The organism is Shewanella youngdeokensis, assembly GCF_033180165.1.
In the GTDB taxonomy this organism is placed as follows: Bacteria; Pseudomonadota; Gammaproteobacteria; order Enterobacterales; family Shewanellaceae; genus Shewanella; species Shewanella youngdeokensis.
In genome coordinates this window covers 129,385-145,390 of the sequence record NZ_CP136522.1, presented here as the reverse complement: position 1 = coordinate 145,390, position 16,006 = coordinate 129,385, and the positions used below count along the sequence as shown (strand labels likewise).

Annotated in this window: 19 protein-coding genes; 3 read left to right on the top strand and 16 right to left on the bottom strand. The window is 41.6% G+C overall.

Translation table 11 applies throughout. The annotated features are described in order from the left end of the window. Positions 1-109 precede the first annotated feature (109 nt). Together RGE70_RS00670 and gorA are read left to right on the top strand one after the other, a co-directional pair. Positions 110-595, top strand: a complete 486-nt coding sequence (locus RGE70_RS00670) for a hypothetical protein (RefSeq protein WP_310469634.1) — start codon at positions 110-112, stop codon at positions 593-595. Between the two features lie 286 nt (positions 596-881). Continuing rightward, positions 882-2,237, top strand: coding sequence for a glutathione-disulfide reductase (gene gorA / locus RGE70_RS00665; RefSeq protein WP_310469633.1), 1,356 nt, complete (start codon positions 882-884; stop codon positions 2,235-2,237). An 882-nt stretch (positions 2,238-3,119) separates the two neighbouring features. On the opposite strand, the gene RGE70_RS00660 is transcribed toward gorA, so the two are convergent. From RGE70_RS00660 to RGE70_RS00615, 10 genes are all read right to left on the bottom strand, one after another. Next, complete coding sequence (locus RGE70_RS00660) at positions 3,120-3,428, bottom strand: YbjQ family protein (RefSeq protein WP_310469632.1); 309 nt, start codon at positions 3,426-3,428, stop codon at positions 3,120-3,122. A 135-nt stretch (positions 3,429-3,563) separates the two neighbouring features. Continuing rightward, the gene (locus tag RGE70_RS00655) at positions 3,564-4,169 is read right to left on the bottom strand and encodes a DUF998 domain-containing protein (RefSeq protein ID WP_118961524.1); all 606 of its coding nucleotides are present in this window, start codon (positions 4,167-4,169) and stop codon (positions 3,564-3,566) included. A gap of 119 nt (positions 4,170-4,288) precedes the next feature. Continuing rightward, positions 4,289-4,915, bottom strand: a complete 627-nt coding sequence (locus RGE70_RS00650; protein ID WP_310469631.1) for a hypothetical protein — start codon at positions 4,913-4,915, stop codon at positions 4,289-4,291. A gap of 113 nt (positions 4,916-5,028) precedes the next feature. Then, the gene (locus tag RGE70_RS00645) at positions 5,029-5,352 is read right to left on the bottom strand and encodes a hypothetical protein (protein WP_310469630.1); all 324 of its coding nucleotides are present in this window, start codon (positions 5,350-5,352) and stop codon (positions 5,029-5,031) included. Positions 5,353-5,564: 212 nt separating this feature from the next. Next, positions 5,565-6,542: a transposase gene (locus RGE70_RS00640; protein ID WP_310469629.1), complete on the bottom strand. Its 978-nt coding sequence runs from the start codon at positions 6,540-6,542 to the stop codon at positions 5,565-5,567. 805 nt (positions 6,543-7,347) lie between these two features. Next, entirely contained in the window at positions 7,348-7,542 is a 195-nt protein-coding gene (locus tag RGE70_RS00635) for a hypothetical protein (RefSeq protein WP_136861861.1), read from the bottom strand. A gap of 142 nt (positions 7,543-7,684) precedes the next feature. Next, positions 7,685-7,987 (bottom strand): hypothetical protein, encoded by a 303-nt coding sequence (locus RGE70_RS00630; protein WP_310469628.1) that lies wholly within the window; start codon positions 7,985-7,987, stop codon positions 7,685-7,687. Between the two features lie 145 nt (positions 7,988-8,132). Continuing rightward, entirely contained in the window at positions 8,133-8,825 is a 693-nt protein-coding gene (locus RGE70_RS00625) for a S1 family peptidase (RefSeq protein WP_310469627.1), read from the bottom strand. Between the two features lie 136 nt (positions 8,826-8,961). Next, positions 8,962-9,507 (bottom strand): GNAT family N-acetyltransferase, encoded by a 546-nt coding sequence (locus RGE70_RS00620; RefSeq protein ID WP_310469626.1) that lies wholly within the window; start codon positions 9,505-9,507, stop codon positions 8,962-8,964. 86 nt (positions 9,508-9,593) lie between these two features. Beyond that, positions 9,594-10,205 carry an AlbA family DNA-binding domain-containing protein gene (locus RGE70_RS00615; RefSeq protein WP_310469625.1) on the bottom strand — a complete coding sequence of 204 codons (612 nt, stop codon included), beginning with the start codon at positions 10,203-10,205 and terminating at the stop codon, positions 9,594-9,596. A gap of 724 nt (positions 10,206-10,929) precedes the next feature. Here RGE70_RS00615 and RGE70_RS00610 point away from each other — a divergent pair. Then, the gene (locus RGE70_RS00610) at positions 10,930-11,862 is read left to right on the top strand and encodes a YeiH family protein (RefSeq protein ID WP_310469624.1); all 933 of its coding nucleotides are present in this window, start codon (positions 10,930-10,932) and stop codon (positions 11,860-11,862) included. 95 nt (positions 11,863-11,957) lie between these two features. Here the strand turns inward: RGE70_RS00610 and RGE70_RS00605 are convergent, their stop codons facing one another. The 6 genes from RGE70_RS00605 to RGE70_RS00580 form a co-directional block, all read right to left on the bottom strand. Beyond that, positions 11,958-12,107, bottom strand: a complete 150-nt coding sequence (locus RGE70_RS00605) for a hypothetical protein (RefSeq protein ID WP_310469623.1) — start codon at positions 12,105-12,107, stop codon at positions 11,958-11,960. 269 nt (positions 12,108-12,376) lie between these two features. Beyond that, the gene (locus RGE70_RS00600; protein ID WP_310469622.1) at positions 12,377-13,561 is read right to left on the bottom strand and encodes a cyclic di-GMP phosphodiesterase; all 1,185 of its coding nucleotides are present in this window, start codon (positions 13,559-13,561) and stop codon (positions 12,377-12,379) included. Positions 13,562-13,768: 207 nt separating this feature from the next. Further along, entirely contained in the window at positions 13,769-13,987 is a 219-nt protein-coding gene (locus RGE70_RS00595; protein WP_310469621.1) for a hypothetical protein, read from the bottom strand. A gap of 8 nt (positions 13,988-13,995) precedes the next feature. Next, positions 13,996-14,757: a DNA-binding protein gene (locus RGE70_RS00590; RefSeq protein WP_310469620.1), complete on the bottom strand. Its 762-nt coding sequence runs from the start codon at positions 14,755-14,757 to the stop codon at positions 13,996-13,998. Between the two features lie 30 nt (positions 14,758-14,787). After that, positions 14,788-15,339: a core component of ECF transporter gene (locus tag RGE70_RS00585; protein ID WP_310469619.1), complete on the bottom strand. Its 552-nt coding sequence runs from the start codon at positions 15,337-15,339 to the stop codon at positions 14,788-14,790. Then, the gene (locus tag RGE70_RS00580) at positions 15,339-15,995 is read right to left on the bottom strand and encodes an energy-coupling factor transporter transmembrane component T (RefSeq protein WP_310469618.1); all 657 of its coding nucleotides are present in this window, start codon (positions 15,993-15,995) and stop codon (positions 15,339-15,341) included. The genes RGE70_RS00585 and RGE70_RS00580 overlap by 1 nt, the downstream gene beginning before the upstream one ends. Between the last annotated feature and the right edge of the window lie 11 nt (positions 15,996-16,006).

Below are 16,006 nucleotides of genomic sequence, written 5' to 3'. Positions count from 1 at the left end.
TGCACTATAATAGCTTTATCGTAAATGGCCTCATCGTAAAAATGGCTACCGCAATCAATTAACTTTAGCTGCAACGGATAGCAGCACTCGCCACAAAAAAGGACACGGAATGTTACCGACTCGACACCTGCGCACTTGCTGCGCGTTAATTCTATTAAGCCCCACCAGCTTAGCCAGCGACACTAAACCAGCAGCGCTACCTTTAGGCGTAGTACTGGACGATAAAGGCCAACCAATAGCGATACCAACCCAAGCAAACGGCGCGCTCAACTACACGCCGCCAGCAATTAAAACAAACACTCAGCCCCGTAAAGCTAGCTATTCAAAACCGACCAATAAACCGATAAAAAAAGCCAAACCAAAAAGCCGTAAACAGCAATTAGCCAGCCGGCAGACCATAGCCAACGACCCAGGCTGCCGCTGGCTTAACAGCCGAATGAGCGCATTAGAAAAACACCTAAGGCTTGGAGTTAATCACCGCAACCAGCACCAACAACAAGAGCTCAACATTAGGCAAAGCGAGTGGCAATGCCTAAAATGCGGCGCAGAAGGCCCCGCCCCAAGCGACCATAATCGCTGCCAACATCGACGGTAATACAACCCTGCAGAGACTAAGATAACCAATAGCCATTGAGGTGCAGCATAATATCGCCCTTACCTCGCGCATACGGCAAGGTCTTGAGTTTTCACTCGCCTACCCCAATGTAAGTGAGTTAGCACCAAACAAGCTGCTGGTTCAAATAAATAAATCACTCTACAATGGGCCAATACAATGGCGACAGCGGCTTACGCAACAGTTAATTTGCGCTAGGGCCGAGTAACCTAAACACAGCTCAACCCTTTTTAGTTTTCAGTCTGTAGATAACCTTTTGGAGATACACATGGCTCAACATTTTGATTATATCTGTCTTGGCGCAGGAAGCGGCGGCATTGCATCGGCTAACCGAGCGGGCATGCGTGGTGCAAAAGTTTTACTGATTGAAGCAAAAGAGCTTGGCGGCACCTGCGTAAATGTGGGGTGTGTGCCGAAAAAAGTGATGTGGTATGGCGCGCAAGTGGCCGAAGCCATGCATTTATACGCTAAAGATTACGGCTTTGACGTTACCGTAAACAACTTTGACTGGAGCACCCTAGTTGCGAGTCGCGAAGCTTACATTGACCGTATTCACGGTGCTTATGACCGTGGACTAGCCAGTAACAGCATTACCCTTGTTCGTGGCTATGGTCGCTTTGTTGATAGCCGCACTATAGAGGTTGATGGCGTACAGTACACTGCCGACAATATTCTTATCGCCACCGGTGGCGCTGCGACAATCCCGAATATACCGGGCGCCGAATACGGCATCGACTCTGACGGCTTTTTCGCCCTAAAAACACAACCAAAACGAGTAGCAGTGGTTGGTGCGGGATATATCGCAGTTGAAGTTGCCGGAGTGCTACACACCTTAGGCAGTGAAACACATTTATTTGTGCGTAAACATGCACCACTAAGAAGCTTTGACCCCATGCTCAGTGAAGCATTAGTCGACGCAATGGCCACTGACGGCCCAACCTTGCATACACACAGTACGCCAGAATCGGTCACCAAAAATGCCGACGGCAGCCTAACGCTAAAAATTGAAAATGGCGAAAGCTATGAGGTTGACTGCCTCATTTGGGCAATTGGACGCCAACCTTCAACTGCTAACATTGGCCTTGAAAACACCAACGTTGAGCTTGATGCAAAAGGCTATGTCATTACCGACGCCCAACAAAACACCACAGACAAAGGCATCTACTGCGTTGGTGACATAATGGCAGGCGGCGTTGAACTTACCCCCGTAGCGGTGAAAGCCGGACGCTTATTATCAGAGCGCTTATTTAACGGCATGACCGATGCGAAAATGGATTACGACTGCATTCCAACCGTGGTCTTTAGCCACCCGGCCATTGGTACCATGGGGCTGACGGAACCTGAAGCAAAAGCTAAATTTGGTGAAGACAACGTCACGGTGTACACCTCAGGCTTTACCTCCATGTACACCGCGGTAACTGCGCATCGTCAAGCATGCAAAATGAAACTAATCTGTGCCGGTGACAATCAAAAAGTGGTTGGCATTCATGGTATTGGTTTTGGTATGGACGAAATTTTACAAGGCTTTGGCGTAGCGATGAAAATGGGCGCAACCAAAGCTGATTTCGACGCCGTAGTTGCGATTCACCCTACTGGTGCCGAAGAGTTTGTTACCATGAAATAGCCATTTATGGCACGGCATATCAACTCACAAAAGCACAGCATTGGCTGTGCTTTTTTGTATACTCAGTTTACTGAAAGGCGCAGGTCGATTGAGGTAAAGCTGAAACTCTCAATTGATGAATTTCATTAAGGAAAGTATGACAAACGGATATGCAATAACGCCGCATTAAGGTACGACAAACATAGCGTGCCACACTGTGAGCGAAGCGAAACCGGCGCGGGCTGGAGTCACTCTTAAACGCTTTATTAGGTACCTGCCGTCAGCAATAATATAAACAAAAGAATACCTCCAAAGATAAACAAGCCAATATTAAACACTTGCCAGCCATTGTTAATCACTAGGGTTCTTCTTGGGCGTGGCATTTCAACCTCCAACTAAAACTTATCAAGCAAGCTTAGTCGGAGGGGAGAATTGTGCCATTTAATGATGGGTGTCTATGTATTTAAACTAAGGGGCAAATTAATGCTTGGCTATAATTTTGGAACGCAGTGACAAAAGCCAAGCTTTATTTGTCCCACTTTAGTTACTTGTTAGGTGTAGATTGACGCTTTAGTTTATTGAACGCGTGCAACCAGCAAAATATTAAAATACTTAAACGAAAAGCAAAAAATGCCCAAAATATAGTGGCGCTTTGGTTTAAATAATATTTAGAACCCTGCAGAGATGTATAACCTTGGTTTAAGTCAGCAAATAACCCGTACCCAATAAAAATTGTTACAAGTAACGCCAGTATAAAGTTTAATTTGACCTGATGTTTACTTCTCAACTTTCTCTACACCTAACGCCCACTTAAGGGGCAAAATAGAGTTGGCTAAAATAGGTGAACGGAGTGAACAAAACAGCCAACTTTATTTTGTCCCTCTTGAAGTTCTTGTTAGGCATTTACTCGATTGTAATCGCCGTACCATAAGCTATAACTTCAGTTGAATCTTGCATAAATTCTGAAGCGTCAAACCGCATACCAATGACTGCGTTTGCTCCAAGTTTTTTAGCATCTTCAACCATCATATCGTATGCTTGCTGACGAGTTTGTTCACATGCTTCTGTATAAGCATCGTTTTTACCGCCGAGGGTGAAGGCTCCTTTAAAGCCCTGCTTAATTGTTGGCTGTCTGACTACGACCCCCTTTGCAATCCCATGATACTCAAGGATGTTTTTTTGTGAAATTTCATTACTAGTTACTACTATCACCTAATTCTCCATAATGTGATTTTTGATTAATGCCTAACGCCTTACTAAGAGGCAAATAATAGTTGGTTAAAATAAGCGACGAAGGCGCAAAAACCAACTGTTATTTGACCTTTTGAGTGACTTGTTAGTTTACAATTACACCAATACTAATGAAAAAACACTAAGCCAAATTAGCTGAAAGCCATATGAAATACGCTGATGGATGCCAGGATTGCTTTGGGATTTTACTGCTTTAGCCATTGCGAAAAGATAATAAACAGCAGCGACAACAGAAACCAATGAAAAAATACGGAAATATAATGGGATAATTTCAGTTGTTGGACTTATAGCAATTAATATTGGTGCTACAACTAATGAGAGCAACATGATAAAACCTGCCCAAGAATGTACCTTACAATTAAAAGTTGGATTCTTAGTAAATGGATCGGCGTCCATTGGGAAGTAACCTGCGACCCATGTACCGACACCATGAGCTATAACTAACCAACCCGCAACATTCACTAAAGTTGAAACATTTGATAGTTGAGCCAGATACCAGCCGAAAAAGCAAAATAGAAAACCAAGAGGATAATTATTAATTAAAGGAGACAGTTTTTCAGTTGGGCTACCAGTCGCACCTAACTCACTACAAAATTGCTTAGAATGGCTGTAACCAGCATAAAACCTACTTGCTACATAAACACCAATGAAAATCCAGATTGTTGCAATTAATCCTGAATAGACCGCAATACTCTCAAACACCACCAAACTCCCTTTGTAAACTAACGCCCAAATAAGGGGCTGATTAATAGTTGGCTAAAATGTGAAGCGGAGCGAAACCTAGCCAACTGTTAACAGTCCCGCTTAATTTTCTTGTTAGGTTACTGTTTACCTATACGCCTGATTATTAGAGGAATTAAAAGCATAGCTGAGGTTAAACCAACTATAAATGGCTCGTAATTACCACTTGGGTCATTGAACCACATCCCAGCCACAAATAAGGATATAGCAAGAAAGATAAACTCTACAGTCCAAAGAGTTTTTTCCGCTGGAGATTTGGTGGTATTTAGTTTTAAATCTAATGTTTTGGTATTGAGGTTATTTTGAAATATGGCCAAACTATTTGCCATTTCAGCTTCTACATCAGGAAGCATCCTTTCAAATAGTTGTGGTTTACCAGCCAACTCAGCACTCTTTTTTAGTTTGGCTGTTGTTTCAATTTTGAATTGTTTCTGTGCCTCATGTGCTAATTTCGAAACATCTTCTTCTAATGATGAGTAATATTTAAGGTTTAATACATCAATGTAAGAAAGGATTTCTGAATATATTTTTGCAGTTAATTCAGCAATAATATCCATGGTTTCTTTTATTGTATTTCCAGAACGAAGCAAACCATGAGCAGCATGTTTTTTTAGCATGAGATCGAACTTATCCTCTAACATAGAGTTTGAATCAATTAAAATTAATTTAATTTTTTCTTCGAAGTTTTGTTTAAAGTCGATTTTCATACAGAACCTATTGAAAGTAACCTAACGCCTAAATAACAGGCTAAAAATAGTGGGCTAAAATGGAGCGAAGCGAACAGCCCGCTGTTTTTAGTCCTTGTTGATTTTCTTGTTAGCTACCGATTAACTATTTTTATTTTACCGATAACATCATTATCTGTAATTGTATGCTTTATGCCTTTATATGGGCTTTCTTCCGACAGTTCCCAGATGAAGCTTGAAAAATTAACCATTACAGTTTTTGAGTAAGTTAATATATCGTGTGATTGTTTTTCATCGTTCGATTGACCAAAGAACTCTTTCAACTTTTGATCAAATTTATCAAATGACTCTAATGTATTTCGTTCAAGTTTTATTGCTTCTGGGTTTAATGGTATTGGTGCAACAATTTTAGGAAGTAACTTTCCTTCGTTCAAAACAGATAAACACTTGCCAGCCATTGTTAATCAATAACATAACGACCTTTAAAACAAACAGCAATGCACGAGTGACCTTTCGTTTGATACAAAACAATATTTGGCATGCTGATTGTGGATTTCTAGCTAAAGCAGCGCTTTAAAAGGCCAAAATGGTGAATTTTAGGCGCGTGCTGTTAACTCTGTTCCTTGACTGAGTTTGATTGTGGTGTTGAAGTTTGGATGGCGAGTAGAGTTTACTCTAGCGGCAAGTGCTGACAGCTTTTTGCAAAATGCCGTCGGCGTTTTTCAAGGTGTTCTGAGTAGCGACTGAGCTCTTGCAATGTGCCTACTGGGCCATGAAATAGATGACCAAATTCAGCAACAATTTTGACCCAGTTAGCTGTTGGGATATTCAATCGATTAAGGATGCTTTCGGCATTGGCAGATATTGCGCCGCGCTTATCATCACGAATGATTCTGCCTGTTTCATCAACCAATTCAAGGTAATCGCTAAGCATAAACGCAATACCCTTTGGTTGGTGTTCGCGCTCGTGACCAATAAAGGGTAACAGCGTTTTTGGTTGTTCACCTTTAAGGGCTGCGGTAACTCTTAACTTGAGGCTGGTGTAGTCTGATTGCTCTGGCGTATCAGCCATTTTAGCTCTAATTGGGTTAAGTTCGACGTAAGTCATACAAGCCAGAACGGCGGCTTCATCGAGTAAGGCTTGGGATTTGAATCGTCCTTCCCAAAAGTGTCCGGTGCAGTTGTCCTCAATATTGGCTTGCCGTGCAATAGGCTCATTTAGGCAGCGCATAAACCATGAAATATCACTAAGACGTGAGCGGTAAATCGCTATTTGATGCTTTAACTGCGCAACTAAGTGCTCGTCAATCACTTCACCTTTGGCAAATTTTTGCGTCAGAGCAGTACCGTTAAAACACTGATGCCATTGCATAACAACGTCTCTGTCAGACCATTGATTTGCTTTATCTATGTCGATAAACAGCACTACATGCAGATGGTTGCTCATCACAGCATAAGCGGCAACATCTATCGCAAACACCTCAGTCAATTTTAGTATTTGGGTTTCAACCCAGCCTCGGCGATGGTCATAATTCTTGCCTGTGTATTCGTCGTCACCACACAAAAATGCGCGCCGAACGACTCGGCTGCAGCAATGGTAATAAGGTGTGTCTTCAAGACTCACTAGAGTTCTTCTTGGGCGTGGCATTTCAACCTCCAACTAAAACTTATCAAGCAAGCTTAGTCGGAGGGGAGAATTGTGCCATTTAATGATGGGTGTCTAAGTATTTTTTCCTGCCATTTAATGATGGGTGTCTAAGTATTTTCACTGGGCTTCGTTGAAAAAGTCCTCGCGAAGCAATGAATTTACTCTTCGTTTATTTAAACGATAATTGCCGATTAGCACGAATCCTAAAATGAATAGAATTAAGTAAATTCCATACAACATCCATTTTATTTGTTGAATATCATCAGCCATCGATTAACTCCATACTCCAAGGGCTTATAACGCCCGACTAAGAGGCGCAAAATGCATGGTTATAATTAGTGAGGCACGAACGCAAACCATGCTTTTTGCGTCCTGCTTTAGTCTCTTGTTATATGCACTACTCAATTCGCTTACCACATTTATGACAATGTTCTTGAGGCCAACGTAATGAGAAAATACTTAAGCCTCTAAATACGGATCTTGCACCACAATGTGTACAGCCTAACTTTAAAGCATAAATCACTATATATAATCCCAAAACCAAACCTAACAAATAAGTCCAATTAGATAATGAAAATAAGTTATCAAACTGAATCTTTGCCCCTAGGATGTTATGTAATAGAATTACAACCGTTTCTATAACAAGAAGAATTATTAAGTGTTTTTTATACTTGAACATGGTTAAAAATATCATCCAAACTTCGGGGGCATATAACGCTCCACTCAGCGGGAGCAACTTGGCTGGCTACAATCTGCGAGGCACGAGCAAGAGCCAGCCTGGTTGAAATCCGCCTGCAGTGCCTTGTTAACTTGAAGCACTATTATTTTGTTTCTGAAGTTCGGCTTCTAACCTAGCTACTCGCTCTTCTAAAACCTCAATTCGCTTGTCGGCTCCCTTGAGTTCCCTTACGTCTTCAATGAGCTGCCGAGGATCTACAAAATAGTTCATTACTAACATTAAGATCCCAAAGGCGATCATGAACGATACTAATTCCCACATATCCTAAATTCCCTATATGAATCTTCGCTTCAATTTAACGCTCCACTTAGCGGGAGCAGACTGCCCGGCTAAACTTGCGAGGCACGAGCAGAGCCGGGCTGGCTGAAATCCGCCTACAGTGCATTGTTATGTTGTCTTAGTCTCATCCAGAGAGGAATAGTCCAACAAACCAGGCGGTGGCGACAACACCGAAAGTGACATGAAGACCATCGAATATTGCATCAATGATTCTTACGCCAGCTCTTCGTCCCTTAGTTACCGGATCATATAAATGTATAAACGTGCCAAATATCTGAATAATAATCATCGCGTAGACTGTATATGTATTAACGAGGAATATCCCTGCGACTAATATTATGAAAGGCCAAGCTTGATACCATATAGAAATGAGTGCGGCTAGACCAAAAATTGCTGCAATTCCGGTAACAATATCAAACCAATCCATAGACACGTTTCCAGTGTAATGATGAAGCAAAAAGTCTACCAAGCTGGCCTGACAACATAACGCCTTGCTAAGAGGCAAAAAATTGTTGGCTAAAATGTTGAGGAACGAAAACAGCCAACTGTTTTTTGTCCTTTTGAGCAACTTGTTAGCACTCTTCAATTTCACGAATAAACTTAATAAGATCTTTAGCGGAATGCGCTAAACCCAATTCAACTATGCGATAAATACTCTCAGCAAATTTATCTCCGTTATCTTCAACATCTGTAAAGGAATGAACTTCTATTGATGATTCATGATTACTGAATAACATCCCAGCTAGCTTACCTGTTTGCTCGCTAACCAAAGGACTACCGCTAAAGCCCTTTAAGGAAGGGAAAGATAATTCTGTAGTTGTATGAGCCAATGGGTGGTTAGATGAATCCGAGTTACTAACTACATATCCTTTTAGCATTCGTGCATTAATATTAACAACCTTATTTTTTTGCCCAATATTATTAAAACCAAAAGCTCTTACATCATGACCTGGTAGGTACTCTGTGTCATTAAGTTCAAAACACTTGTAGCTTTGGTGTTTGATAAAGTTTCCAATGGCAAAATCATATTTAGGATGTGATTTTATGTTGTAGATAACATCAATTTCACCACTAATTAAATTTTTACCAAGTAGAACCTCATCTTCTTGAACCATTTCAATTATATGCCTACATGTTGCAATTTTCCCTTCGTTACCGATGAAAAAAGCAACACCAGCATAGCGGTCTATATCAAAATGAATAGTACTCCCTTCATATCTTCTTTTAGCGATAAGTAATGTTATTTGATATTCGCCGTAGTTCATTAATACTCCTGAGTGCTAACGCCCAATTAAGGGGTGAACAACGCCTCCACCCAAACCTAAAGCATTGTGCCATAAACACTAAATTTGAAGTAGAATCAAAAATGCCAAGTGTTGTGAATCCCTCTTAAATTGCTTGTTATGCGTAATTTTTGACGTACTTTGTCATTGCTGTTTCCGAGACTGACAAACCGTCGATTCTATATTGATCTTTGAACTCTCCAGCAACATTGAACCCTGCTTTTAGGTAGAGGTTCTTTGCTGGGAAATTCTCTGATAATACACAAAGATCAAGCCAGTCAATTTCAGCTTTTTCTTGGCAGAAATTTATAACAGCATCAATGAGTCTTTGACCAAAACCTTGCTTCCGGCAAGAAACATCTACGCCCATACCTAATAGAACCCTATGAGAACGGCTTTCATCACTGTGGTGGCGAAGATCAATATGACCTTTGATATTTCCAGAAGTGTCTTTTACAACCCAAAGCTTTCTCCAACCTAAATCGCCAAACTGATGAGAAAAGCCTTGGATAAACTTATCTTTTGTTGCTTCTGGAATTGCACTTTGCTCTCTGGACATTGGCTGGAAAAGAGGAACTTCTCCATTACCATTTTCAGACAGCTGATTTTCTAGATACACAAAGAATGAATCTAAATCCGATTTTTCCGCTTCTACTACTTCCATCTAACTCTCGGTACTCCATCGATTACGCATAACGCCCAATTCAGGTGCGCCGTAGGCGTCACATGGAATTGCTTGTTATACGAATTTTAACCTTGACCACCAATATTAAAAATAACATTTAATACTGTCGAAAGAAGCCAACCTACGAAACCACCTACTAATAGACCACGAACCTGATTCTTAAGTTTACTTTTTTCTTTGAGCTCTTCACTTAAAGCATCAACTTTGGCTGATTGTTTAGTAATTTGTTCTGAGACCATATTTATTAATGAAGAGTCGACACCTAGTCCTAACTTTTCTATCAGCTGTCGTTCAGACATCAATTTTGGCTTTCCATTTTTCATTATATAAGGGCTACTATCTGCAAACGCTAAAGAGTCACTTTTCTCAATTTCTAGCAAATAGATATTTTGAAGCCTTGCTTGGTGAGAACTAATTTTTAGTTCTACAGCTTCTAAAATATTCTGTGATTTTTTGACTAATTCAGCATCTACATTTTGAAAACCAGCCCCATAACCCTTTTCAGAGTATGCTCCTAATAATATGTTCCCACCATTATTATTCGCTATGGCTGATACATACTTAGCAAGTTCTAAAAAGCTTATAGATGCTGGTAATATCAGTTGGTCTTCATCATTGGAGGTATCCATGAATTTTGGAGCCCAATCCAGTATTGATGTATCTATTTCTTTTAGCATTTAAACTCCAATGTAAATCCTACTACCTTCAGCAGAATGAAGACCATTCCGTAATTCGTATAACAGCTTATTCATTAGTCGCTCGATAACGTTCTTAGCGACTCGTTGATTTTTTAACAAATTACCACCGCTAAGGTATTGTTGCAAATAGATAATTCCTAATCCCAGGCAGCATAAATTGCCTTGTTGAGTGCGGAGAAAGAGAGCCTAGGGTGTTCAATGGGTCCGTGTATCACCTTTTAACATTTGTCATAATGCTGATTTTTATAGATTTTGTGAAATGTTAAAAATTTATCGATGCCTAGCAGCACTGTTTTTGGCATCTTTATTTGCGCCAAAATCGGTGTTTTACTCATTTTCAGTTATACCTGTACAAATATCCAGCTGCACTTCAACCTACATGAGAATACGTAACCCACGTTTAATTTAAAGCTAACTCACTTTAGAGCATGAGTGAGTTAGCTTCCCCAATTGGGGTTTCAATTGCCTGCAGCAGGCGCATGGGCAGCTACGGGCACCATCGACGGTCACGCCCGCATCTACGCTAGATTATTTAAGTTAGCTACCCTCGATAGGATGAACCATCCTTGTAATACTGGTCAGCAAATACCAATTAACCATATAACTTTACTTACATTTTAACTAACCACTATTTAATTTATTAAACTAATCACAACCGTTATAATCGCCAACTCATTTGCAGTCGAAACTTAGGTTTTATTTAATGACCATATTGCACCAGCCAAAAGCTCAACGAGCTATTTTTGTTATTGTTGCGCTGTTATGCCTGCTGCCTTTTATCTCCTCGCCGGTGGCACTTATTTTAGGCTTTACCATTGCGAGTATAGGCTGGGCACCTGCGCCACAAGTGCTGGGGTCATTAACTAAAAAACTGCTGGCTTATTCCATTGTCGGTTTAGGCTTTGGTATTCAGTTAGAAGCTGCGGTTGAGGTCAGCTTAGACAACTTACCGTTAATTATCGGCTCTATTATTTTTACCTTGGTATTGGGTGTTTCGTTAACACGCTTATTGAAGTTTGACCCTAAAACGGGCTATTTAATTGCCTCGGGTACTGCAATTTGTGGCGGCAGCGCCATCGCGGCAGTGTCACCTGCAATTAAGGCTAATAGCGAGCAAGCCGCAATTGCTTTAGCTACGGTGTTTATTCTTAACTCGATTGCGCTATTTTTGTTTCCGGCTATTGGTCATGCATTGTCGATGACGCAGCATGATTTTGGGGTGTGGAGCGCCATTGCCATACACGATACCTCGTCAGTCGTTGGGGCAGCGTCAGCTTACGGCACCGAAGCCCTCACTACCGCCACCACCATTAAATTAGCCAGAGCGTTGTGGATTATTCCCGTCGCTTTGGTTAGCGCTATGCTCTTTAGTGGTGATAAAAACAAAATCGCCTTGCCATACTTTATTGGCTTTTACTGCCTCAGTATCGCTATTGCTTACTGGCTGCCGCAAGGCGCGCCGGTTTATGAAGTGATTTTTATGGTATCGAAACGATTGTTGGTACTGTGTTTGTTTTTAATCGGCGCAGGGATCACCCTAAAGAAAATGAAAGCTACCGGAGCTAAGCCTCTGGTTCTTGGGCTAATGTTATGGCTGGCTATTGGCAGTTGTTCGTTAATGTATATTTTATGGTAAAGCCGGCATAACACTATTGCGCCTAGGCTGTAATAGATAGGCGACTTAAGTGGTAGCAGCCATTAAGAGTGGAAAGCACGTGTTAGAATGGATGCTTATTCAGACATCTTATTTTGATCGCGTAACACCAACCACAACAATCCGCTAAATGCACCAAGATCGATTAATGCTCGCGTCAGCCCTGTCGTCATCAATGAAGCACTGATCAATACTAAGCAGCATAGTAAAATTAAGCCTTTATTCATGCGCGCCCCTAATCAATACCAAGAATGAAGCGCAATTATTAGCGACGATTATCTTTTCTGCCAAGATCCTTTATTACTAATTAATAGCTTTTTCAGCTAAGACTATACTATTTGTTTATAACTGAATAACGACACATTGAGAGATTGCTTATTCAGCTCACGCTATTAAATAAGTTTAAAAACCTTATTTTTATGTTTTACCGAATGGCTGGAATGATAAGGCTAACAAGCTATAACCGTCGTCATCACTATGCCGACGGCTAAATTAGTTAATAAAAAGGTGCTGGGTCAACGGGTAAACTACTTGGGGAAATTCCCTTTTCAATATAAAAATCAGACTGCTGCAGGTCAACAATCACCACTTCAGTGTAGCGTTTTTGAAAATTGGAATAGAAGCATTTTACCTTGGGGTGCAACACATTATTTGGCGTTGACTCCCATACAATACCAACGCGGCCATCCGACAGCTCAACTAGCGAGCCAACCGGGTAAACCCCGACACAACGGATAAAATCATAAACTAAGGCTTCGTCTAAATGGAATGGCGTTAGGCTGAGTAGCATTTTAAATGCGCGAGCCGGGCTCATTGCCTCTTTGTAGCAGCGCGCGGCAGTGAGTGCATCAAAAATATCAACAATACAGCTCATACGCCCATAAAGCGGAATATCATCACCACTTAGGCCGCGCGGGTAGCCGGTGCCGTCTAATTTTTCGTGGTGCATTAAGCAAATGTCTTTACTGATCTGCGACACGCCTTGGGCTTTATCCATGATCTCGATTGCATAGTTTTGGTGTAGCTTGACCTGCTCAAACTCTTCATCGCTAAGCTTGTCAGGCTTATTTAATATGTTGCAGTCGACTCGAATTTTTCCCACATCATGTAAAAAACCACCAATCGCTAATTTGCGCAGCACTTCCCTTTCAAGCCCTAAATAACCACCAAAAGTAACCAGCAAAAAAGCCACATTTACGGAGTGTTCTAGCAGGTAAGCATTTTTAGTGCGCAATGCCGACACGCATTTGAGTGCATCTGGATCCCGCAGCACCGCGACAATCATGCTGTCAGCAAGATCTTCAAATGGCTCAACTTCTACCATTTTGCCTTCAAAAGTTTCTGACATTACTTTTTGCAGCAAGCCTTTTGCTTCAGCCATTAACGCCTTAGCATGCTTGATGTTGGTCACGCGATCTTTGGCAAGTTTTTTAACTGCTAGCGTAGGGTTTGAAACGGGCATTTTCAAACCACTATCATTTGATGAGCGCTCGACATCAACCCAAACATGGCTAATGCCACTACGGCGTAATTTGAGTATGGCTGCTCGATCGTGGATCTGGCCTGCGTTAGCAATACTAATCTGCTTATTGGAGCCATCCATTGAATCGACAAACATGCCGACTCTCAGTTTTTCAACAGCGATTTTTAGTAAAGGGGCCGCTTCGGCTACATCATCCATTATATCGATCACTTCAAGCTGTATTGTGTTACAACAAAAAGCCAAGCTATTGTGATTTTACGGCTGATTTAGCGGCATAAAATGCACTAAAATTCACCACTCGGCTTAAATAGAGTTAAGACTCTATTTAGAGTAACAAACAATCGCATTACGTTTAAGCGGCTTTAGTAAGATATTTTCATATAAAATATGGCTTAGAGCGTTACCTTATGTTTGAGGCGGCCTGTGGTAACAATCAAATCCATTAACGTGCCAGCGACGAAAAAGGCAATTAAAGCAAGAGCGTAACTGGTCGTCTGTCTGCTCATCTTCATCGTCTGCAGCAAAGTAATTACAATGTTTAGCAGCCTCTTGTGAGGCTGAGTATGATTCGGCATCAAACTTAAACCGCCATACTCCATCGCCATAGTTAAACCATTTATCCATGTTCATCTCTAATAAGACTTTAGCAGCTGCTTAGACGCATTAACCCATCTTTCGTTGTGGCGATTGACCAATAATGCAAATCGGTGCTGGCAATAAACGGCTTTAATTTTACCGCTTAGTATCACTCGCTCATGACCCGCTAATACGGCGCCATCAACACTCATAACCGCATGCAGCGACGTTCGGTCAATAATCTCATCAACACTCAAATTGATTCGAGCAGGCTCGTCATCAGCGTCGTCACAGAGATTAAAATGACCTTTTACGCGGCCATCTTGGCCACTTAATCGCAAACCAATACCCGCTAGTGCGCCAATAACCCCCTGCCCAGTGCCGCCGTGTTCAGTTAAATCAACACCTTGTTCTTTAGCTAAATCGTAGGCTTGCTGCTTTGTTTTTACTTCAACTTTTGCTGATTGCCCAAAAGCAATTAATGCTGCCATATTATAGGTAGACGCCATGTCTAATATGGCGAGGCCTGGGTCAGCAGCTCCAGCGGATTCTTTCAGTAAGTGGCTCACACAAGTCTGTTTGATTTCACTGAAACTAAGGTGCGTTTTAAATAAAAAACACATGGCACTGTTATGCGATGTATACGGAATTGATGGATGCACAAACAATTGATGCCGAGTGATAAAGCATTTATCGTCGCATTCAGCATTATTAGCATGTTTTTCAGCGAGCAACGCTGCTATTTCTTCTGCGATTTCACCAGTACCTTTAGTCCCGATATCATCCGTATCATCGATGCAGATTAGCCAGCTTTTCATGGTCACTCCTAATGTTCAGTATTGTTCTGTTCAGTGCTTACTTTTTTTACTGTGGTGGTCTTCAAATAAATCATGTGCCTGTAGCCGCTTTAGTACGCTCGGGACTAGCAGCGCAGCTCCAACAGCAAATACACCACCTTGCAAAAAGTTAAGTGCAAATTTGGTTAACGCTATTTGCGATGTCATTCCGGCAAGCATGTTTTCAGCCCAGCCTTTGCTTGCCCATGCAAAGCTACCCACCAATGCCACTATTACGCTTTGTAAACGCAAGTTAAAAGCACCGGATATTAGTAATAAAATCAAGTCCATTGCCACAGCTGGAAGGCCAAATTTGAGTAAAATTAACGGCCCACCTTTACCAACACTCAGCAGCATGGCAACCACCCCAGCGAGTAAACCGCAAGCGGTAATTGAGCCGGCTTTACCCACCGCGCCATAACAGAGCAAGTAGAAAAAGGTCATTAAAAACATTGAATGCCCACTGAGCCCGAGTTTAAGGCGTAGCATGCTTTTTATAACCACGAGTAACGTGGCGCAAAAGCCTATAAATAGGGCGTCTTGTAGCTCAAATTTAAGTTTCATTATTTGTCTCTGGTCGCGGGCCAATGAGAGGGACGGCGACGCTCGTTAAAATGACGCAACTTAGCTGACATCGCCATTTGTTTGGATAATTTTAATAGCTGGATCAGCAGCGGAAACAACACGCAATACACAAACTCAGACCAATTTTTTGGGTTACGTAAATCTTTAGGGCTGATCCTTGCGCCTCGCATACATTGAATTTGATAAATTTCGTTCAGCTCTCGCGACATAAACGGCAATAAACTCAGTGAGGCGGCTATCACGAAAGCCCATTTATGCGGCAACCCCCAGCTAAGCACCTGCCCTAATCGTTCAGGGCTCTGCGTATTCGACAACCACCAGCCTGGCACCATGGCCAATAACACTCTCAGCACTACAATAGCGCCCTCAAGCAGTTGCCCTTGCCCATGAAATAAATAATAGAGCGTTAGGGTGGTCACCAACTGTATTAAGGCTAAGCGGACCAAAATACGAATTTTTTTCTTTAAAATTAGCCCGTGCAAAACCAGGCCAATGTTCATTACCACTACAATCCACAGCGCTTCAACGGTAATAAAAAACGCACTGCTAGATAGCAGTAAACTAAATACCATCGCTAAAGCGCATGCATTGGTTTTATTTAACAATCGCGCAGTACATACCACTTTGTCTTGCATGCTACTGCCAC